The sequence below is a fragment of the Streptomyces dengpaensis genome, from assembly GCF_002946835.1.
Taxonomy (GTDB): domain Bacteria; phylum Actinomycetota; class Actinomycetes; order Streptomycetales; family Streptomycetaceae; genus Streptomyces; species Streptomyces dengpaensis.
Map to the genome: position 1 here is coordinate 915012 of NZ_CP026652.1, position 19633 is coordinate 934644.

Genomic DNA, 19633 nt, shown 5'->3' on the forward strand with positions numbered 1-19633 from the left:
TGTGTTCTCCTTCCCGCCCGGTCCTACCGGGCGGAGTCGCCGCCGCGGCGCACGACCAGCGCCGCGTTGGAGCCCATGAGTCCCCTGCTGAGGACCAGGGCCGTGTGCAGCTCGGCGGGGCGAGCGTGGGACATCACCAGGTCGAGGTCGTGGCAGATGTCGAACACGTTGGGGGTTGGGGGTATCTGGCCGTGTTCCATGGCGAGCACGGCGGCCGCGGTGTCCAGCACGGGGGCCGCGCAGTAGCTCCGCCCGCTGCCGGTCTTGGGTGCGGTGACGGGTACGCGCGTGCCGTGCGCCCCCAGGACATCGGCGATGGCCAGCGCTTCGGCGCGGTCCGCCTCCGGTACGCCCAGGGCGTCGGCGAACACGACGTCGATCTCCTCCGGGGCGCACCCCGCCTCGTCGAGGGCGCCCCGGATCGCGTGGGCGAGCCCCTCTCTGGTCCGCTTCCAGCGGGAGGCCCCGGTGAACGTCGCGGCATGCCCGGCCACGGTGGCCCGGACGGCCGCTCCGCGCTCGCGGGCCCGGGCCTCGTCCTCGACGACGAGCATGGCGCCGCCCTCCGCGGGCGCGAACCCGCGGGCCCCCTCGGTGAAGGGGCGGTAGGCGCGTTCGGGGTCCTCGCTGGTGCTGAGCTCGGGGTAGCCGAGCTGGCAGACCATCGAGTACGGGGCGAGGGGCGCCTCCGCGGCTCCGACGACCACCGCGCCGGTTCCGCGCCGTACCACCCGGGCCGCGTGCGCGATGGAGTCCAGGCCACCCGCCTCGTCGCTCGCGACCACTCCACAGGGCCCCTTGAAGCCGCTCCGGATGGAGATCTGGCCGGTGCTGGCGGCGTAGAACCAGGCGATGGACTGGTACGGGCCGACGAACCGCGATCCCTGTCCCCAGAGCTTCTGGAGTTCCCGCTGTCCGAACTCACCGCCACCGGATCCGGCGGCGGTCACCACGCCTATGGAGTACGGGTCCTCGGGGTCACGGCTGAGGCCCGCGTCGTCGAGGGCGAGGGCCGCCGCGGCCATGGCGAAGTGGCTGAACCGGTCGGTCTGGACGAGGAAGCGCTCCTCGATGATGGCCGCGGCGTCGAAGGACCGGACCTCACCCGCGACACTGAGCGGCAGGTGCCCGCATCCCTCGCGGCTGATCCGGTCCAGGACGCAGAGGCCTTCCCTGATGGACTTCCAGTACGTGTCGGCTCGCAGTCCGTTGGGCGCGACCACACCGATCCCGGTGATGGCCGTGCCCGTGGGGCGTCGATTGGTCATGGTGTCCTCCCGCCCGGCCCTGTCAGGAGCACCGCGGACTGGAATCCGCCGAATCCGCTGCCGACGGAGAGCACGTTCTTCAGCTTCCGCGGGCGTGCGGTGCGCGGCACGTAGTCCAGGTCGCACTCGGGGTCGGGGGTCTCGTAGTTCGCCGTCGGCGGTACCACCTGGTGCGTCAGAGCGAGGACGCAGGCGACGACCTCTATCGCACCGATCGCGCCCAGTGAGTGCCCCACCATGGATTTGATGGAGCTCATCGGGATGTCGTAGGCGTGGTCGCCCAGGGACCGCTTGACCGCCGCGGTCTCGTGCCGGTCGTTCTGCCGGGTGCCCGAGCCGTGTGCGTTGACGTAGTCGATCAGCGTGGGGTCGAGGCGGGCCTGGTCGAGCGTGCTGTCGATCGCCCGGGCCATCTCCAGCCCTTCGCCGGTCAGACCGGTCATGTGGTAGGCGTTGCCATAGGTCGCGTAGCCGCTGATCTCGCAGTACACGTGCGCGCCACGGGCTCGGGCGTGCTCGTACTCCTCCAGGACCAGGACCGCGCCGCCCTCGCCCATGACGAAGCCGTTGCGGTTCGCGTCGAAGGGCCGGGAGGCGTGCTCGGGGTCGTCGTTGTTGGGCGATGTCGCCTTGATCGCGTCGAAGCAGGCCATGGTGATCGGTGATATCGGCGAGTCCGACGCTCCGGCTATGCAGACGTCGGCCCGGCCCTCCTCGATGGTGTGGAAGGCGTAGCCGACCGCGTCGAGTCCCGATGTGCAGCCCGTGGAGACGGTCTGCACCGGGCCCTGGGCACCGAACCGCTCGGCGACGACCGAGGCGAGCGTGCTGGGCGAGAACGCCATGTGCAGTTTGGGTTCGGCCGCGCGATGGTCCACGTCCCACCGCCGTCCTCCCTCACTGACCAGGACGTAGTCGTGTTCCAGGCGGGTGGTACCGCCGACGGCGCTGCCCAGGGAGACTCCGATGCGCCAGGGGTTTTCCCGGTCGGTGTCGAGTCCGGAGTCGCGTACGGCTTCGCCGGCGGCGACCGCGGCGAACTGGATGTACCGGTCGGCGTAGTCGCGCAGCTCCGGGTTCAGGCCGTGCGCGAGGGGGTCGAAGTCGCATTCGGCGGCTATGCGCGAGCGCAGCCCCGCCGGATCGAACAGCGTGATGCCGCGGGTCGCGGTACGACCGTTGGCAAGGAGGTCCCAGAACGCCTTCGCCCCGGTGCCGCCCGGAGCGACCACACCGATACCGGTGACGGCCACCCGCCGGGTCACTTTATGGCCCCACTTCGCTCGGACGGCCGTCCGAGGTCGGGCGCCCCGACGGTGAACTCGGGGCCGTGCACAGCGTCGTCGGTCACCTCCGTGTCGACATGGCCGAGGCTGGGACGCGGGGCGAGGGGGCCCAGGTGGAAGACCATGCGGGCTTCCGTGTCGCCGACGTTGCGGAAGCGGTGCCGCATATTGATCGGGATCAAGAGGCCCTGATCGGGCTGGAGCGTGTGCGTGTCGCCGTCCAGGTCCACTTCGAGCGCCCCGGTGACGACGTACACGAACTCCTCGGAGTACGGGTGGTAGTGCTCGCCGATGCGCTCGCCGGGCTGGACGATGGCCAGGCCCATGAAGCCGCTGGTGGAACCCACCGTCGCCGGGGTGAGCATGGCCCGCAGGTCGCCGCCGCGCCTGCGGTTGGGTTCTGTCTCGCTCAGATCCACGATGCGTGGCTGCTTGATCATGGTTGATACCTCCGGGTGTTGCATTGACGTCCGGGCGAATCGCCGCGGACTCGGGCCGCGGGCGTCCGTCAGGCGTCCGTCGAACTGCGGTCGGTGATGGGCATCATGTCGGCGTGCGACAGGAGGCGGTTGATGTTGCGTTCCGTCTCCAGGGAGCCCTCGACGCCGATCGCGGCACCGTCGAGCAGGCGCTCCAACTCCGCTGCCTTCTTCGGGCCGTTGAGGCCGAGGGAGGCGACGGGGTCGGTGTCGAGTTCGCCCGTCAGGTCGACGAGGCGCACCACGATGTCGTCGCGCTGGAACACCGTGCTGCCGTACACGGGGCTGTTCGGGTCGTCCGCCGCGGCCTCGTCCTGGTGGGCGAGCAGCCGGGCGAGCTCCATCCCGCAGCCTCGCTTGGCCGGGTAGTACAGCGCGTGACGCCGCAGTTCGGCGGGTTCCGGCCGGCCGGACACCACGTGGTGCACGGCCGGGAGCGCGGCCCGGGTGAAGAAGACCCGCGCCGAGTCGGGGTCGCTCAGATCCCGGTCCTGTTCCAGGTACGGGTTGATGGCCTCCTCGACCGCCCGCACCTCGGGCTGGCGTGCGACGTGGCGCAGTGCCGCGAGGAGGTCGCCCTCCACTTCCACGGCGCGTACGACGCGGTTGCCGTGCATGAAGAGAGAGGTACGGCGCAGCTTCGTCGTGTCGTCGACCTGGGCCTGGGGTGACTTGTACCCGGCGAGAATCTCCGCGACCTTCGATTCGGAGCCCGGCTTGACGGTGAAGGTGAGGGCGTGGCGTGCCACACCGTCGCCCACGCGGGCCTCCACCTGCGTGTCCGCCTTGGCCGACCCTGGCGTGAGCGGCTGAACGGGGCTGGTCTCCCGGAGGATGCTGTAGCGCATGGACCGGGTGTCCCGGACACAGTTGTGCATGGGCCTGACGGTTTCCACATGCTCCTCGCTGTTCACCCACGCGAGGAAGGGCGGAGCACTCTCCCATTCGCTGGTGATGAGCCACTGCGAAGGGTTCTCGATGGACTGGCACAGCTGGTCACTGATGTGACCGGGGACCGATGCGACCTGATTGCGCATGTGCTCGTACGCGTCGAGGAATTGCTGCTGGGCACCTTCGTACAGATCGAGCAGCAGGATCACCCGCAGCCTGGAACCGTCGAAGGCCGACTGCGATATACGTGCTGTGGTGGTCATCCGGCACACCTCTTCCTTTTCTCACTGAAGGTCAGGAAACGACCGCCGTACCCGAAAAGCCGGGGTCGCCATGTGCTGATCGTTGACGGGAGCCCCGATACGCGCGAGCCCCACGGGGCGGACGAGTGAACCGCGTGTCATCCGGGTGCCCCGAGGGCGCCAACCGGTCAGCAAAAGGGCATGGAATCTGCATCCCATTTCCTGACTCACGTCGCAGGTGACGCTGGAGGCAAGCAATGAACCGATTGGAAGAGGCCGGCGAGGACGGTCACCACACGCCCGTCCTCATCGTCGGCGGCTCTCTGGTGGGCCTGTCCACCTCTCTGTTCCTGGGGCGTCTCGGCGTGCCGCACATCCTCGTCGAGCGCCACGCGGACACCTCGATCCATCCGCGCGGGCGCGGAAACAACGTGCGCACGATGGAGTTGTTCCGGGTGGCCGGGGCGGAGCGGCGCATCGAGGAGGCCGCATCGGTCCTGTCGGAGAACCACGGCATCATGCAGACGCCGACGCTGGTGGGCGATGCCGGCGAGTGGCTGTTCAAGGAGATCGACCCGGGCGGCGGGCTCGCGCGCTTCAGCCCCAGCGGGTGGTGTCTGTGCAGTCAGAACGACCTCGAACCGGTGCTGTTGGAGTGCGCCCGCGAGCTGGGCGGAGATCTGCGGTACTTCACGGAGATGCTGTCGTTCGAGCAGGACCGCCAGGGCGTGACAGCGCAGGTCAAGAGCCGGGAGACCGGCGAGCACACCACTATTCGAGCCGACTACCTCGTCGCGGCGGACGGTCCGCGCAGCCCGATCCGCGAGCGGCTCGGCATCGGACAGAACGGACCGGGCGACCTGTTCCACAACGTGAGCGTCACGTTCGACTCCCGCGGTCTCGCGGACGTCGTCGGTGACCGGCGTTTCATCGTCTGCTATCTGACCAATCCGGAGGCCGACGGTGCCCTCCTGCCGGTCGACAACCGGGAGCACTGGGTGTTCCACGCCCCCTGGCACCCCGAACACGGCGAGACGCTGGAGGAGTTCACCGACGAGCGGTGCGCGGAGCACATCCGGCGGGCCGTCGGCGTGCCGGATCTCGATGTGAAGATCACCGGCTCGGCCGCCTGGCACGCGGCCGAGCGGGTCGCCGAGCGATACGGGGACGGCCGGGTGTTCCTCGCCGGCGACTCGGCCCATGAGATGTCCCCCACCGGGGCGTTCGGCTCCAACACCGGTATCCAGGACGCGCACAACCTGGCCTGGAAACTGTCCGCCGTTCTGGGCGGCTGGGCCGGTCCCGGGCTGCTGGAGTCGTACGACGCCGAGCGCCGCCCGGTCGCGGAGGCGACGAGCGCGCGCGCCTCGTCGCGTTCGGTGGAGCACAGCCACCCCGGGTACACACCGGCTCCGGGGGCCGGCGGCACGGGTGGTCCCGGTGGCGCTGGTGGCGCCGGTGGCCCCGGTGGCCCCGGCCGTGGGGGTCCCGGTGGTCCCGGCCGTGGGGGTCCCGGTGGTCCCGGTCGCGGAATCCTCAACGTGGCGCTGGGCTACCGCTATCCGCAGGGCGCCGTCCTGGGCGCCGATCCGGCGATGCCGGTCGTACCCGAGAGCCTGCGCATGACGGGAGAGCCCGGGAGCCGTGCTCCCCATATGTGGCTGAACCGCGCCGGCACCCGCATCTCCACCCTCGACCTGTACGAGCGGTCCATGGTGCTGCTGAGCTCCGCGGGCGGCGCCTGCGGGTGGCACGCCGCGGCGACGAGTGTCGCGCGGCAGCTGTCCATGCCGCTCGACTCGTACCGCATCGGCATCGGGGCCGACGCGGAGCTGTCCCCCGCGAGCGACCTGGACTGGGCCGAGGTCCACGGTGTCACCGCCGACGGCGCGGTCCTGGTCCGCCCCGACGGTTTCGTCGCATGGCGGTCCGAAGGCCCGTCGGCGAATCCCGAAGCCGCGCTGCGGGAGGCCCTCGTGGCGATCCTCGATAGGGGCTGACGATCCCGTCCCGGTGAGCCGAGGACATCGCTCGCATCAGGCAACCGACCGCCGGCCGAAGGCCGGCGGTCGGCGTCTGTCGGCGGTCGGCGTCTGTCGGCGGTCGGCGTCTGTCGGCGGTCGGCGTCTGTCGGCGGTTGGCACCGGCACCGGCACGGCCCGTTGCTCACCGGCGTGGCCCTCTGCGACGGACGACGGGCCCCAGAGGGGTATCGGCCCGCTGGGGCTTGCCACCCCGCCACGCCCCAGGTATGAACACGGGCGACTCCCCATGCGCCCGCGTTCAGCCAATGCGCTGCTCCCGTTACGCCAGTCCGGCCCGCTCCAGCGCCTCGGATCCGGCTCGCAACGAGGCAATCCGCTCCTCCAGGGGGAGGTCCCCGGGGGACAGCGTGAGCGTGGTGACCCCGGCCTCGGCGTAGGCCCTCATGCGGTCGGCGATGCGGTCGACGGAGCCGAGCAGAGTGGTCTGGTCGATCAGGTCCTGCGGTACAGCGGCCGCTGCACCCTCTTTGTCGCCGGACAGGTACTTGTCCTGGATCTCGGCGGCTTCCCTCTCGTAGCCCATGCGCTGGGCGAGCTGGTTGTAGAAGTTCTGCTTGCGGCTGCCCATGCCGCCGACGTACAGGGCGGTGTGGGGCCGGAAGGCGTCGGCGAGCCGGGCGACATCCTTGTCGTCACCGACGACGAGCGGGACCGTGGGGCACACGTCGAAACCGTCGAGGGTCTTGCCGGCCTTCTCGCGCCCGGCACGCAGGTATCGGATCGAGGTCTCCTCGAGGTGCTCGGCCGAGGGGAAGATGAGCAGCGCGCCGTCGGCGATCTCGCCGGTCTGCTCCAGGTTCTTGGGGCCGATCGCGGCGATGTACAGCGGGATGTGCTCGCGCTCGGGGTGCACGGTGAGCTTGAGCGGCTTGCCCGGGCCGCCCGGCAGGGGCAGCGTCCAGTGCTCGCCCTCGTACGAGAGCCGCTCCCGCGTCATCGCCTTCCGTACGATCTCCACGTACTCGCGGGTGCGCGCCAGCGGCTTGTCGAACTTGACGCCGTACCAGCCCTCGGAGACCTGCGGCCCCGAGACGCCGAGGCCGAGACGGAACCGGCCGCCCGACAGGGAGTCCAGGGTCGCGGCGGTCATCGCGGTCATCGCGGGCTGACGGGCCGGGATCTGGAAGATGGCCGAGCCGACATCAATGCGCTCGGTCTGGGCGGCGACCCAGCTGAGCACGGTCGCCGCGTCCGAGCCGTAGGCCTCGGCGGCCCAGCAGACGGCGTATCCGAGCCGGTCGGCCTCCTGGGCGACGGCGAGATTTTCCGCGTCCATTCCGGCGCCCCAGTAACCGAGGTTGATCCCGAGCTGCATAACTGAATCCCTTACCGATCAATGCCCTCGCTTGCCCGCAGACCCTAGCCCGGAGATGCGTCGGAAGGCGGGCGGGGCTCGCCGGGATCGGGCAGGCGCCGGTGCTGCTGCAAGCCGGTAGGACCTCCCCGGGCAGGCCCCCTCGGGTGTCCGCGCCACCGTGCCCGTGAGCGCTTGTCCCGGGTATTCACGACCGGCGGCGCGCTCGGTCGGCTACGGTGCGTTCGTCTCAGCGTGCGGCGCTTGCCCGAAGAGCGCATCTCGGTACCCGGTGTCTGGCCGTCAGGCAGCAGCCTGCTCGTCGGCTCCCTTCGGTCCTGCCTGCCGGGACCGCCTCCGGCGCCCGTTTCCCCCGTGGGTCGCTGCTTCCCTTGGGGGTACCCGCGTACGTCGCCTTCGAGGACACCGCGTGCCTCGAACGGGATGGCCATGGTCTGAGCGAAGTCGTGATCGCGGGGCAATTCGCCCCGGACAATCTCAGGTTGCACACACCCTGCTCACGTGATGCGTTGGTAGCAGGTGCTGCAGCTCCGTCGCGGAATGGATCCACATCTGTACAGCCTCGACATGGCCTTCTCCGGATGTGCCCGGCACCGCATCATCCTCGACCCATGTTCCGGGTGCAGAGAGAGGGCCTCTTATGTCCACCGAAAACGGGCTTCCCAGTTCGCTGTCGGGCATCCGGGTGCTCGACCTGTCGACCGTTGTCATGGGCCCCTATGCCACGCAGATCCTCGGCGACCTCGGGGCGGATGTGATCAAGGTGGAAGCGCCGAGCGGCGACGTGTCCCGGTCGTCCTTCCCGCAGTTGCACCCGGGCATGTCCGCCCTGGCACTCAACGTCAACCGCAACAAACGCAGTCTCGGCCTGAACCTGAAGACGCCGGAGGGCCGCGAGGCACTGCTCAAGTTGGTGGAGACCGCGGACGTGGTCGTGACCAATATGCGCCAGCGGATGTCGGTGCGGCCGACCCGGCCGCCATCGACGAACTGCGGGCACGGTCACGGAAGGTCAGGGAACACTGGAAGCCGCCGTACTCAAGTCGCATGCCGAACCGGCACAGCGCCGCAGTCCATGTTGAGCGCACAGCTGGAGGAGATCAAGAGCAAGGTGTCCGCACTCACCGGCTGCGCCACCCTGCTGGGCGAGCATCTGCCGCGCACCCCGCAGGACACCGTTCCCGAGCTGTCCGAACTGGCCGACCCACTGCAGGAGCACCTTGGCGCGCTGGCCCGTGCCTCCGCCGGAGCAGAGCCCGCACCGGGCGCCCTTCGATCGGTCTACGACACCTTTGCCGCCCGCTCCGGCTTGCTGGCCGCGGCGGCCGACAGCTCCGGCAGCGGCGCGGCGCGCCTGGCCGTCGCCCTGAGCACCGGGACCGTCGACGCGGTTGAAGACCTCACAGCAGCCATCGCCACCCGCCACCGCCGCCACGCGGCCTGATGTAGGGCGGCGGTCTTCCTGTTCATCGGCTTCGGCCGACGGCCGGGCTGCCGTGGTCGGCCAGTACGTGGCGTTCGGCTACGAACCGGAGTCGGCCATGGTGCACATGCGACGGGCCATCGCGGGGCGGACCATGGACAACCAGGGCCGCGGCCTGTTCTCCCTGCTGCTGAGGCACCTGCCCGACGTGGACACCCGCGTGGTGCGCGCGGGTGAGTTCCCGTGGGACTCGCTGATCGGGTTCCCCTTCGGCGACGGGCACCCGCACGACAAGGACCTGATCACTCCTGTGACGCGGACCTGATCACTCCTGGCAAGGAGGCCGCCATGGATCGCTACCCGCCCATCGCCGACCACGGGCTCGTCGGAGATCTGCAGACCGCCGCTCTGGTTTCGTCCCAAGGCGTGATCGACTGGTTCGCGGCACCGCGCTTCGACTCGCCCAGTATCTTCGCCGCCCTGCTCGACCACGACGGCGGCGGCTATTTCCTCCTCGCTCCCGAAGCCCCCGAGGGGACCTGGAAGCAGCTCTACTACCCGGACACCGCCGTCGTAGTGACCCGCTTCATGTCACCCGACGGAGTCGGCGAGATCGTCGACCATATGCCGGCCCAACCGGGCCCGACGGCGACCGACCGGCACCGCCTGGTGCGTCTCGTGCGGGCGGTGCGCGGCACCGTATGCTTCCGCCTCGAGTGTCGGCCGCGGTTCGACTACGCGCGGGCCACCCACGAACTCGACCTGACGCACAACACGGCGACCTTCCGGGCCCCCAGGACGACGGCCTACCTTCAGGGCACCCTCCCGCTCGAACGGGACGAGCAGGACGTCCGGGGCGCCATCACCCTCCACGCCGGAGAGTCGGCGGCGGTGGTGTTCACCGTGTGTGCGCCGGGCGGGGAGGTTCCGCCATCACCCACCCTCGAGGGGATCAGCAAAGAGCTCTGGGAGAACATCGACTTCTGGCACAAGTGGCTGCACACCTCGTGCTACCACGGCCGCTGGACTGATGTGGTGCACCGTTCCGCGATCACCCTCAAGCTCCTGACGTACGCGCCCACGGGTGCGCCGGTCGCCGCCGCCACCATGGGACTGCCCGAGCAGGTCGGCGGTGAGCGCAACTGGGACTACCGGTACACTTGGGTGCGCGACGCCTCCCTGTCGGTCCGGGCACTGCTCGATCTCGGCTTCGTGGAGGAGGCGACCCGGTTCACCCGCTGGCTCGGCGACCGCCTGGCGGCCCGCGAGGGACCGGCCGGCGAACCCCTCCAGATCTTGTACCGGGTCGACGGCGACCCTCATCTGCCGGAGGAGGTCCTGGAGCACTTCGAGGGCTACCGCGGCTCCTACCCGGTCCGGGCCGGCAACGCCGCCGCCGACCAGCTGCAGCTCGACATCTACGGCGAAGCCCTCTATGCCCTGGCCGAGAGCCGCGAGGTCGGCGAAAGGTCGGGCTATCACGGATGGAAGTCCGTGGCCGCCACCCTGGACTGGCTCGCCGATTCCTGGGACCGGCCCGACGAGGGTATTTGGGAAACCCGGGGCGGACGCAAGGACTTCACATACAGCCGGGTGATGTGCTGGGCCGCATTCGACCGCGGTCTGAAGCTGGCAGCCGAGTACAGCAGGCCGGCCGACACCGTGCGCTGGACCCAGGTTCGAGACGTCATATTCGAAGAGGTCATGGAGCGCGGCTGGAACGATAAGGAGCAGTCGCTGGTCCAGCATTACGGCAGCGACATACTGGACGCCTCCCTGCTGCTCGCCCCGCGCGTCGGATTCATCTCCCCCCGGAGCCCCGGCTGGCTCAGCACCCTCGACGCCATGGAGCGCGTCCTCGTCTCCGACAGCCTCGTCTACCGCTACGACCCCGAGGCCTCCCCCGACGGACTGCGCGGCTCCGAAGGAACATTCAGCCTGTGCACGTTCCTGTACGTCGACGCCCTCGCCCGCGCGGGACGCCTCCAACAGGCTCGCTACACCTTCGAGAAGATGCAGACGTACGCGAACCACGTCGGCCTCTTCGCGGAGGAGATCGGCCTGAGCGGAGAGCAACTCGGCAATTTCCCCCAGGCCTTCACCCATCTCTCCCTCATCATGGCCGCGACGACGCTGGACCAGGCTCTCGACGGACGGCGCCGCTGAACGCCGCAACTCCCGGCCCGGGATTGAGGTCGGGTGCAGGCGCACCTGCCTCCGGACCGCTCGACGGGGTGCGGGTGACCGACCTGTCGACCGTGGTGCCAACATACGTCCCTGCGCGCTGGCCCGGCTGGGCATGAACTACCGGGCCGTCGCCGCCCGCAACCCGTGTCTGGTCTACGCGCACGCCCAGGGCTTCCGCAGCGACTCGGACCAGGCCGGCAACGCCGCGTACGACGAGACCCTGCAGGCCGCCTCCGGGCCGGCCGAGATCGCCAGCCGCGCACCGGGCACACCGATGGTCCTGCCGTCCAGCCTGGCCGACAAGATCGCCGGGCTGACCATCCTCTGCAGCGTCCTCGCCGCCCTGGCCCACCGCGGCCGGACCGGACAGGGCCGGCACATCGAGATCCCGATGACCGAAACCCTGCGCGCGTTCAACCTGGAAGGACACGCCGACGAGCCGGTCGAGGGCCCCACCGGCCTCCCACCGTCGACGCTCCAGGCTCGCAGGGCCCGCCGCACCGAGGACGGCCTGGCCGCGTGATGCCCTCCGGCACGCGGCAACCTCGAAGATCCGAAACGACCCACACGAAAAGGGCCCCCACAGGTTGTCACCCGCGAAGGCCCTTCGCACCGTCGGGACGACAGGATTTGAACCTGCGACCCCTTGACCCCCAGTCAAGTGCGCTACCAAGCTGCGCCACGTCCCGATGCCTGCCACCCGGGTTGACCCGCGTGATCATGCAGGTAAACAGTACCGCACGCGGCTGGATGGCCGCGCACGAGCGGTCATCGTCCCGTCGTACGGCGGGAGTACGCGGAGGGAATCCGGGGACGGAGCGCACAGCCGGTGGTGGGTGGCGGCTCACGCGCCACCCACGCTCCCGGCCGGCCCGTCAGGCGTAGGGGTCGAACGCGATGCCGGCCGGCTTGGCCTCCGCCAGGTGGTAGTTGAAATTGCCGTCCTTGAGGCCGAAGGTGGCGCTGCCGAAGTTGTACGCGCTCAGCTTGTCGCGCAGGCCCGCGGGGTAGCCGTTCCAGCCGACCAGGCTCGGGAACTGCCAGGTGTGGCGGTGGTTCTCCGGGGGTTCGTCGTTGGCGGTGGCCGGGCGGAAGCAGTGCGTGCTCAGGCCGTCCTTGTGGTAAACGATCTTGGGGTGCGTGCCGTCCCAGCGGATCTGGTCACGGCCGTAGATGTCGAAGTTGCCGTGCGCCGACGTGGACACGTACTTGGCCTCGTTGTTCTGCACCCACACCACGACGTGTTCCCAGTCGTGGCGGTGCCCGCCGAGGCTGCTGCCGGCCACGGCCTGGTCCTTCTCGAAGTAGAGGCCGTACATGACGGCGCACCAGCCGTTGTTGCACTTCTCGCGCGCGTAGCCGTTGGTGTTGTCGAGGTCCCAAGAGTCGCGGCACTGGCCGTTGAGGGCCCCGGAGGGATTGAGGCCAGGGTTGATGGTGCCGTCGGGGCCGATGGCGGGAGTCGGGTAACAGCCGTCGGTGTCGTAGTCGTAGGCCGGCTGGAACGTCTGCTCCAGCCCGTCGGCGTTCGCGGGCAGGGAATTCGGCGGGGCGGCCAGAGCGCTCCCCGGAAAGGCGACGACCAGCGCGACGGCGCCGCCGACGATGAGCGAGGCCTTACCGACCCGCGAGCTTCTCTTCACTGCTTCCTCCTGATCGACCGCGGCGTGGGGGCGGGGCAGACCAGGCGGTCGTCGTCTTGGCATGCCCAGCTCAGCTTTCCGGGAGCAGGGTGGACTACGCCAGCGCCGGTAGGTTTCGGAGCGATGAAGGATCAGACAATGGGGGGCGCAGGACGGCCCGTTGAACGTCAGGGAGGCACCTCACCGCTCAACTCCCGGGCCCAGCTGCCTCGTTGGCGCACCGGGCCCGGGCCGCCGTACGGCTACACCTTGCCGTCGGCGAGTTTCCACTCGCGGTGCAACGTGCCCAGCGGGATGCCGCGTTGGAAGACGGGCGTGCCGAAGACGGACAGCTGGATACGCAGGGTTCCGGTCACATCGACGCCGCCGTAGACGGCCCAGGAACCCGTCGCGCCGGCGTCGGTCCTCGCCGTGGAGCCGGTCGCGGACGTGGCGGAGAGCGAGCCCACGGCCTCACCACGGAGATACGGCGCCAGGTCGGCGGTGACACCGACCATTCCGTACAGGCCGACGGCGGCCTCCGCGCCGAGGGACGCCTTGACGCTTCCGGCCGCGGTGACGGAGGTGCGGACCGGCGTGCTCGTCATGTGCGACTCGTTGACCGGCGTCCAGCCCTGGGCCGGGCCGAAGGTGCCACCGGCCTTGAAGTCGCCCTTGAGGTCCTGCTCGATGTCGACGCTGACCCTGCCGTCGGCGCTGATCTGGAAGTAGCAGGTCAGATCGAGGTTCACCACGACGGGAATCGGGCCGACCTGGAGTACGGGGTCGGCGTGCAGCTTCGCGAACGGCACCCGCACGGCCTTGGCGGAGGCGGCGGCACGCCCCTTGACCGCCCACCGCGAGGTCCAGTCGCCGGAGACACCGAGATACGCGGCTCCCGGTCCGGAGCCGGCCGAGTCCCCGCCGTAGGAGAAGTCGACCTCGGGCGCGACCTGGACGAAGCCGGACACGGACGCCGTCGCCGAGGCGGGTGCCCCTTCGGCCGTGCCGACCTTCGCCCCGACGTCGATCCGCAGGCTGCCGAGCGGGACCTTGGCACCCTGGGGGCCGAAGCGGATGTCCCCCGTCTTCGCCCAGGAGACCTTCACCTCGGGCAGCAGCCGCTCGACGGCGAAGGAGGCGGGATCGACCGGGACAGAGCCCTTCGCGTCGTCGTCACCGAGCAACGCGTCCAGGGTCGTCGGCGCCGTCTGGACCTCGGTCCCGTCGGCACTCTCGCCGATCACCTTGGTGACCTTGGCGAGGAGCCCGTCCGGGGCACCGGGCGCGGGGGCGCTGGCGATGACGTCGCCGACAGCGGTGTCGTGCGGCTTCGCCGTACTCCCGGCGGTCGGGGACGGCGACGACGTCTCCTTTCCGCCCGAAGTCCCATTGTTCATCGGCGATATGACGGCCCGTCGGGTGCGACTGTCGTACGACGTCACCTTCAGCGCGGTTTTACGCGCCTTACTTCCCGCCGCGCCCGGCCGTGCGACGGCGGTCGAGGTGGCTGCCGCCTCGGGGGCGGCGGCGACGGCGAGCGGCGGGCCGCTGTCCGCGGTCGCGGCGGCGGAGGCGTCGGCGTTCCGGGCGCGTCCGTCGGCGGAGGAAGGGTGGGCACCGGGGTCAGCGGAGCAGCCGACGGCGAGTAAGAGGGCGGATGCGGCGAGCGCGGGCATGACGGCGCGCAGGGGCCGCTTGCGGATACGCAAGATCAGTCCTGAGGGGGGTGAGGGCAACATAGGGCTACCAGCGGTAACCGGGCATGAGCCTGTCATGAACCTGTGAAGCACGCTTCACATTCCGCACCCTCGGAGCGTGATGTACGCCACGCCAGAGGGCGACGAGCCGTTGTCGACGCCTCCCAACTGAACCTCGTAGAAAGGAAACTGACGGGTCATGAGCAAAAGCGCCGGAGTCGCGGGCTTGGATCAGGAGGGGTGTCGGCGGGACGTTCACGTCCCCGTTCACCGAGCGAAGCTCACATCGCCCTGGTGCGGCACGCGCGCAGCGGGTGGCAGTGAAAGTATGATCAGCCAATGTCTGACATGACCGAGACCACGCCCGGCTGGCTGTCTCCCGACGAGCTGGAAATGGCCCGCGCAAGCATGCCGATCCTGTACGTCGAGGCGGTACCGGTGCGCGTCGACGACAGCGGCGAAGTCACCCACATCGGACTCCTGCTGCGCATCGGGCCGGACGGCACCGTCAGCCGCACCCTCGTCTCCGGCCGGGTGCTGCACCACGAGCGGGTCCGCGACGCCCTCCTGCGCCACCTGGAGAAGGACCTCGGTCCGGTGGCACTGCCCCGGGTGCCGGCCTCCCTGCAGCCCTTCACCGTCGCCGAGTACTTCCCGACACTGGGGATCACGCCCTTCCACGACCCCCGCCAGCACGCCGTGTCCCTCGCCTACATCGTCCCGGTGACCGGCGACTGCCGCCCCCGGCAGGACGCCCTCGACCTGGTCTGGTTCAGCCCGGAAGAGGCATCGTCCCCGGTGGTCCTCGACGAGATGCCGGGCGGGCATGGAGTCCTGCTCAAGCAGGCCCTGGCGTATGTCGGCCGCCTGTCCTGAACGCGGGCACGGGCCGCCTGAGCGCGCGTACGAGCCGTCCTGAACGGAGACACACGGAAGGCCGTCTTCCCATTGCTGAGAAAACGGCCTCCGACCTGCTCAAAAGCTGGTCGGGACGACAGGATTTGAACCTGCGACCCCTTGACCCCCAGTCAAGTGCGCTACCAAGCTGCGCCACGTCCCGATGCGTTCACCCGCGGTGACCCGCGTGATCGTGCGCAACAGAACTTTACCCCACGTCGGGGGCTGCTCCGAAAAGGGCGTCCGGCGCGCGACAATCGGCGTATGAGCGGGACATCTGGTGCTCGGCGGGTCGGCGGGCGCGATCGGGACACGCAGGGACGGGCGCGGAACGCCCGGCCGCGCGACGGGCTGGGGCGCCCCCTGCCGTACGACGCGGACGGGGTGGAACGGCAGCCGGAGGGCGTCGTACGCAGCCCCGAGGAGACGGTCGCCGAGGCGCAGGCGCTGCTGGACGCGGGGAAACCGTTCCACGCGCACGAGGTCTTCGAGGACGCCTGGAAGTCGGGGCCCGAGGACGAGCGCGCGCTCTGGCGGGGTCTGGCCCAGCTCGCGGTGGGGCTCACGCACGCGGCCCGGGGGAACACGACGGGTGGCGCGCGACTGCTGCGGCGCGGCGCCGGCGCGGCCGAGGAGTGGGCGTCGGGGACCGGTCGGACGCGGCCGTACGGGATCGATCTTCCGGAACTGAGCGCCTGGGCGCGGGAATTGGCGGGGGTTGCGGAGCGGGAGGGCACGGCGATCAGCGCGGCGGCGTGGGCGCCCCGGCTGCGCGGGCGGGACGTCTGACGCGTCCCCGCCAGCGGGTCGGGCGGCACGTCTGACGCGTCGCACCGCACGAGACGGGCGGACGTCCGACGCGTCCTCCCCAGCGGGGCGGGCGGGACGTCTGACGCGTCCCCGCCAGCGGGTCGGGCGGCACGTCTGACGCGTCGTTTCCCACGAGACGGGCGGCCCGGCGCCGCGTCCGCCTGGGTGGGGCCGCCGGCCTGATCACGGGTGCGGTGCGTCCACTGTCAGTGGCGTGCGGCAGACTCTGTGTGTGCGAAAGATTCAGGTCATCGGGATTGGGGCGGGCGACCCCGATCAGCTCACGCTGCAGGCGGTCAAGGCGCTGAGGAGCACGGACGTGTTCTTCATCCTGGACAAGGGCGAGGTGAAGTCGGACCTCGTCCAGCTGCGCCGTGACATCCTCGACGCGCACAGACCGGAGGGGGCGTATCGCCTGGTCGAGGCCCGCGACCCGGACCGCGACCGGTCCGCGGGGGGTGCGGCGTACTCGCCGGCCGTCGGGGACTGGCGCAGTGCCCGCGCGGATATCTACGAGCGGCTGATCGCCGAGGAGCTGGGCGAGGACGAGACAGGCGCGTTCTTGGTGTGGGGCGATCCCGCACTGTACGACAGCACGCTCGGCATCCTGGAGGAAATCCTGGACCGGGGCGCGGTGACGTTCGCCTACGACGTCGTGCCCGGCATCAGCAGCGTCTCCGCGCTCGTCGCCCGGCATCGTACGGGGCTGAACCGCGTCGCGCGGCCCGTCCAGATCACCACGGGCCGCCGCCTGGCGGAGGGCTTCCCCGACGGGGTCGACGACGTGGTGGTCATGCTCGACGCCCACCAGACCTTCCGGCAGTACGCCGAGGAGGACATCGACATCTACTGGGGCGCCTACATAGGCACGCCCGACGAGATCCTCGCCTCCGGTCCCCTGGCCGAGGCGGCTCCCCGTATCGAGCGGCTGCGGGCCGAGGCCCGGGAGCGCAAGGGATGGATCATGGACACGTATCTGCTGCGCAGGCATCCGCGGAGCTAAGGCCACCAACGGGGGATCCGTCAGCGCGGGCTGAAGGCCAGCCGGGTCAGGGCCGCCGCGACGTCGGGTACGGCGGTCACGCCGTCCGGGAGTACGGGGCGGCGGACGACGACCACGGGGAGGCCGAGGTCACGGGCGGCGACGAGTTTGGCCGCCGTGGCGTCTCCCCCACTGTCCTTGGTCACCAGGACGTCGATGCGGTGCTCCCGCAGCAGGGTCCTCTCACCGTCCAGCGTGAACGGACCGCGCGCCAGCAGCACTTCGGCGTCGGCGGGCAGGGGCGGCTCGGGCGCCTCCACCGACCGTACGAGAAAGTGTAGTTCGGGCAGGTCGGTGAAGGCCGCAAGGCTCAGGCGGCCCGTGGTGAGGAAGACCCGGCGGCCCAACTCCGGGAGCAGCGCGGCGGCTTCGGCGAGGGAGGCCACCCAGTGCCACCCGTCGCCGTCGCCGGCGCGCCAGCCCGGGCGACGCAGCACCACAGCCGGGACTCCGGTCGCCGCCGCGGCCCGTGCGGCGTTGGCCGTGATGCCGGAGGCGAACGGATGCGTCGCGTCGACCACCGCATCCACGCCGTGCTCCCGCAGCCACGCGGCCAGACCTTCCGCCCCGCCGAACCCACCGATCCGTACGTCCCCTTCGAGCGCCCCCGGCCGGGACACACGCCCCGCGAGCGACGTCGTCACCCGCACACCGGGCCGCGCCGCCAGCTCGGCGGCGAGCTCGCGCGCCTCGGTGGTGCCGCCGAGGACCAGGACGTGGGGGGACATGGGGTCGAGCGTACGGGGCGGGACGGGCGAGCAGCTTCGGGGCCCCGGCCGGGGGGGGGCGTCGGGCCGCCAGCTCGCTTCCCGCCCAGGGGCACCCGCACCCGCCGGGTCGGGTCCTCGCCCGGGGCAGCCAACCCGCGCGACGGGTGCTCGCCCGCGTGCAGCGGGACCCTCCGGGGGCGTCCCGCCCGGATGCGGCCAGGACGGCAGATCGCATCCCCACCCAGATACAGCCGCACCCACAGACCGGGCCTCGCCCGGGGCAGCACGACCCGCAGGTCGGCCCCGCCCGGGTGCAGCCGGACCGGCACTCCGCCGCCCCTCCCGGGGCAGCCCCGCATCCTGCGGACGCGTCCCGCCCAGGTACGGCCCGGACGGCAAGTCGCATCCCCAACCAAATACGTCCGCACCCACAGGCCGGGCCCCGCCCGGGGCAGCACGACCCGCAGATCGGGTCCCCGCCCGGGTGCAGCCGGACCGGCACTCCGCCGCCCCTCCCGGGGCAGCCCCGCATCCTGCGGACGCGTCCCGCCCAGGTACGGCCCGGACGGCAAGTCGCATCCCCAACCAAATACGTCCGCACCCACAGGCCGGGCCCCGCCCGGGGCAGCACGACCCGCAGGTCGGGGCCCCGCCCGGGTGCAGCCGGACCGGCACTCCGCCGCCCCTCCCGGGGCAGCCCCGCATCCTGCGGACGCGTCCCGCCCAGGTACGGCCCGAACGGCAAGTCGCATCCCCAACCAAATACAGCCGCACCGCAGGTCGGACCCCCGCCCGCGTGCAGCGGGACCCGCCGGTTGCGTCCCGCCCGGGACCCGCCGGGTGGCGGCCCGGTGCGTTCGTGGCGGGCGTGCGTGGCGTGGGTGATGGTCGGTATCGTCCGGGCATGGAGTCGGTGCGTGCGGTTCTGATCGATATCGACGGTGTGCTCACGGTCTCGTGGAAGCCGTTGCCCGGCGCGGTCGAGGCACTGCGGCGGATCCGTGACTTGGGGCTGGGTGTCGCTCTGCTCACCAACACGACGTCCCGTACGCGGGCGTCGATCGCCGCGGCCCTGGCCGGAGCCGGTTTCCCCGTGGACGCCGGGGACATCCTCACCGCACCCGCCGCGACCGCCGCGTATCTCGCCGACCGTTATCCCGGCGCCCGGTGCTTCCTGGTGAACAGCGGTGACATCGCGGAGGACCTCGTGGGCGTCACGCTGCTCGACGATGACGCCGCCGACACCGACGCCGTGCCGGATGTCGTCGTCGTGGGCGGCGCCGGTCCCGAGTTCGGGTACGCGGCACTCAACCTGGCCTTCGGTCACCTCCAGCAGGGCGCCCGGCTGATCGCCATGCACCGCAACCTGTACTGGCGGACCGACCGGGGGCTGCAACTCGACACCGGCGCGTTCCTGGTCGGTCTGGAGCGGGCGGCCCGTATGGAGGCGGAGATCACCGGCAAGCCGGCGCCCGCGTTCTTCGAGACGGCGCTGGCGCGTCTCGGGGTCGGTCCCGGCGAGGCACTGATGGTCGGTGACGACATCGAGTCGGACGTGCTCGCGGCGCAGCGTGCGGGAATCACCGGTGTCCTCGTCAGGACCGGCAAATACCTGCCGGAGACGCATCGGGCGGCGAGCGGCGAGCCCGATCACGTCCTGGACTCCTTCGCGGATCTCCCCGCCCTGCTGGACGCCTCGGCTCCCCGGTAGCCGCC

At 70.8% G+C, this 19633-nt stretch carries 17 protein-coding genes and 2 tRNA genes; 9 read left to right on the top strand and 10 right to left on the bottom strand.

Annotated elements, in window-relative coordinates; translation table 11 throughout:
• Nucleotides 1-23: 23 nt before the first annotated feature.
• The 4 genes from C4B68_RS04315 to C4B68_RS04330 all read right to left on the bottom strand — a co-directional run bounded on the left by C4B68_RS04315 (nt 24) and on the right by C4B68_RS04330 (nt 4187).
• Nucleotides 24-1268, bottom strand: a complete 1245-nt coding sequence (locus tag C4B68_RS04315; protein ID WP_099506611.1) for a ketosynthase chain-length factor — start codon at nt 1266-1268, stop codon at nt 24-26.
• Nucleotides 1265-2533, bottom strand: a complete 1269-nt coding sequence (locus C4B68_RS04320) for a beta-ketoacyl-[acyl-carrier-protein] synthase family protein (RefSeq protein WP_099506612.1) — start codon at nt 2531-2533, stop codon at nt 1265-1267. The genes C4B68_RS04315 and C4B68_RS04320 overlap by 4 nt, the downstream gene beginning before the upstream one ends.
• Nucleotides 2530-2994, bottom strand: coding sequence for a cupin domain-containing protein (locus C4B68_RS04325; protein WP_099506613.1), 465 nt, complete (start codon nt 2992-2994; stop codon nt 2530-2532). Before C4B68_RS04325 ends, C4B68_RS04320 begins: the two co-directional genes overlap by 4 nt.
• A 68-nt stretch (nt 2995-3062) precedes the next feature.
• On the bottom strand, nt 3063-4187 hold the full coding sequence (locus C4B68_RS04330; RefSeq protein WP_099506614.1) for a SchA/CurD-like domain-containing protein: 1125 nt from the start codon (nt 4185-4187) through the stop codon (nt 3063-3065).
• Nucleotides 4188-4423: 236 nt separating this feature from the next.
• On the opposite strand from C4B68_RS04330, the gene C4B68_RS04335 reads away from it, so the two are divergent.
• Complete coding sequence (locus C4B68_RS04335; protein ID WP_099506615.1) at nt 4424-6166, top strand: FAD-dependent oxidoreductase; 1743 nt, start codon at nt 4424-4426, stop codon at nt 6164-6166.
• A 304-nt stretch (nt 6167-6470) separates the two neighbouring features.
• On the opposite strand, the gene C4B68_RS04340 is transcribed toward C4B68_RS04335, so the two are convergent.
• On the bottom strand, nt 6471-7526 hold the full coding sequence (locus tag C4B68_RS04340; protein ID WP_104879955.1) for an LLM class F420-dependent oxidoreductase: 1056 nt from the start codon (nt 7524-7526) through the stop codon (nt 6471-6473).
• 640 nt (nt 7527-8166) lie between these two features.
• Between C4B68_RS04340 and C4B68_RS44320 the strand changes: the two genes are divergently transcribed.
• The 4 genes from C4B68_RS44320 to C4B68_RS04360 all read left to right on the top strand — a co-directional run bounded on the left by C4B68_RS44320 (nt 8167) and on the right by C4B68_RS04360 (nt 11659).
• Nucleotides 8167-8970, top strand: a complete 804-nt coding sequence (locus tag C4B68_RS44320) for a CoA transferase (protein WP_099502496.1) — start codon at nt 8167-8169, stop codon at nt 8968-8970.
• Between the two features lie 52 nt (nt 8971-9022).
• Nucleotides 9023-9274: a DUF3556 domain-containing protein gene (locus tag C4B68_RS04350; RefSeq protein WP_099502495.1), complete on the top strand. Its 252-nt coding sequence runs from the start codon at nt 9023-9025 to the stop codon at nt 9272-9274.
• A gap of 23 nt (nt 9275-9297) precedes the next feature.
• Nucleotides 9298-11115: a glycoside hydrolase family 15 protein gene (locus C4B68_RS04355; protein WP_099502494.1), complete on the top strand. Its 1818-nt coding sequence runs from the start codon at nt 9298-9300 to the stop codon at nt 11113-11115.
• 103 nt (nt 11116-11218) lie between these two features.
• Nucleotides 11219-11659, top strand: a complete 441-nt coding sequence (locus C4B68_RS04360; protein WP_257217360.1) for a CoA transferase — start codon at nt 11219-11221, stop codon at nt 11657-11659.
• 92 nt (nt 11660-11751) lie between these two features.
• On the opposite strand, the gene C4B68_RS04365 is transcribed toward C4B68_RS04360, so the two are convergent.
• The 3 genes from C4B68_RS04365 to C4B68_RS04375 all read right to left on the bottom strand — a co-directional run bounded on the left by C4B68_RS04365 (nt 11752) and on the right by C4B68_RS04375 (nt 14437).
• Nucleotides 11752-11825 (bottom strand) — tRNA-Pro (locus C4B68_RS04365).
• Nucleotides 11826-12011: 186 nt separating this feature from the next.
• Nucleotides 12012-12779: an NPP1 family protein gene (locus C4B68_RS04370; RefSeq protein WP_099502492.1), complete on the bottom strand. Its 768-nt coding sequence runs from the start codon at nt 12777-12779 to the stop codon at nt 12012-12014.
• 242 nt (nt 12780-13021) lie between these two features.
• The gene (locus tag C4B68_RS04375) at nt 13022-14437 is read right to left on the bottom strand and encodes a hypothetical protein (protein WP_180289281.1); all 1416 of its coding nucleotides are present in this window, start codon (nt 14435-14437) and stop codon (nt 13022-13024) included.
• A gap of 360 nt (nt 14438-14797) precedes the next feature.
• Between C4B68_RS04375 and C4B68_RS04380 the strand changes: the two genes are divergently transcribed.
• On the top strand, nt 14798-15334 hold the full coding sequence (locus C4B68_RS04380; protein ID WP_099502491.1) for an NUDIX hydrolase family protein: 537 nt from the start codon (nt 14798-14800) through the stop codon (nt 15332-15334).
• Between the two features lie 107 nt (nt 15335-15441).
• Here the strand turns inward: C4B68_RS04380 and C4B68_RS04385 are convergent.
• Nucleotides 15442-15518: transfer RNA gene (locus tag C4B68_RS04385), tRNA-Pro, on the bottom strand.
• 101 nt (nt 15519-15619) lie between these two features.
• Here C4B68_RS04385 and C4B68_RS04390 point away from each other — a divergent pair.
• Both C4B68_RS04390 and cobF read left to right on the top strand, forming a co-directional pair.
• A complete protein-coding gene (locus tag C4B68_RS04390; protein ID WP_099502490.1) occupies nt 15620-16144 on the top strand; it encodes a DUF309 domain-containing protein in 525 nt (174 codons plus the stop codon).
• Between the two features lie 253 nt (nt 16145-16397).
• Complete coding sequence (cobF, locus tag C4B68_RS04395; protein ID WP_099502489.1) at nt 16398-17168, top strand: precorrin-6A synthase (deacetylating); 771 nt, start codon at nt 16398-16400, stop codon at nt 17166-17168.
• A 20-nt stretch (nt 17169-17188) separates the two neighbouring features.
• Here cobF and C4B68_RS04400 read toward each other — a convergent pair whose 3' ends face one another.
• Nucleotides 17189-17935 (bottom strand): cobalt-precorrin-6A reductase, encoded by a 747-nt coding sequence (locus C4B68_RS04400; RefSeq protein WP_099502488.1) that lies wholly within the window; start codon nt 17933-17935, stop codon nt 17189-17191.
• 886 nt (nt 17936-18821) lie between these two features.
• Between C4B68_RS04400 and C4B68_RS04405 the strand changes: the two genes are divergently transcribed.
• Nucleotides 18822-19628: an HAD-IIA family hydrolase gene (locus C4B68_RS04405; protein WP_099502487.1), complete on the top strand. Its 807-nt coding sequence runs from the start codon at nt 18822-18824 to the stop codon at nt 19626-19628.
• The last annotated feature ends 5 nt before the right edge of the window (nt 19629-19633 follow it).

Excerpts from the sequence above, each read along its gene's own strand:
- C4B68_RS04315 (WP_099506611.1), bottom strand. The coding sequence starts at position 1,268 with ATGACCAATCGACGCCCCACGGGCACGGCCATCACCGGGATCGGTGTG.
- C4B68_RS04325 (WP_099506613.1), bottom strand. The coding sequence starts at position 2,994 with ATGATCAAGCAGCCACGCATCGTGGATCTGAGCGAGACAGAACCCAAC.
- C4B68_RS04330 (WP_099506614.1), bottom strand. The coding sequence starts at position 4,187 with ATGACCACCACAGCACGTATATCGCAGTCGGCCTTCGACGGTTCCAGG.
- C4B68_RS04335 (WP_099506615.1), top strand. The coding sequence starts at position 4,424 with ATGAACCGATTGGAAGAGGCCGGCGAGGACGGTCACCACACGCCCGTC.
- C4B68_RS04340 (WP_104879955.1), bottom strand. The coding sequence starts at position 7,526 with ATGCAGCTCGGGATCAACCTCGGTTACTGGGGCGCCGGAATGGACGCG.
- C4B68_RS44320 (WP_099502496.1), top strand. The coding sequence starts at position 8,167 with ATGTCCACCGAAAACGGGCTTCCCAGTTCGCTGTCGGGCATCCGGGTG.
- C4B68_RS04355 (WP_099502494.1), top strand. The coding sequence starts at position 9,298 with ATGGATCGCTACCCGCCCATCGCCGACCACGGGCTCGTCGGAGATCTG.
- C4B68_RS04375 (WP_180289281.1), bottom strand. The coding sequence starts at position 14,437 with ATGCCCGCGCTCGCCGCATCCGCCCTCTTACTCGCCGTCGGCTGCTCC.
- C4B68_RS04380 (WP_099502491.1), top strand. The coding sequence starts at position 14,798 with ATGTCTGACATGACCGAGACCACGCCCGGCTGGCTGTCTCCCGACGAG.
- C4B68_RS04390 (WP_099502490.1), top strand. The coding sequence starts at position 15,620 with ATGAGCGGGACATCTGGTGCTCGGCGGGTCGGCGGGCGCGATCGGGAC.
- C4B68_RS04400 (WP_099502488.1), bottom strand. The coding sequence starts at position 17,935 with ATGTCCCCCCACGTCCTGGTCCTCGGCGGCACCACCGAGGCGCGCGAG.
- C4B68_RS04405 (WP_099502487.1), top strand. The coding sequence starts at position 18,822 with ATGGAGTCGGTGCGTGCGGTTCTGATCGATATCGACGGTGTGCTCACG.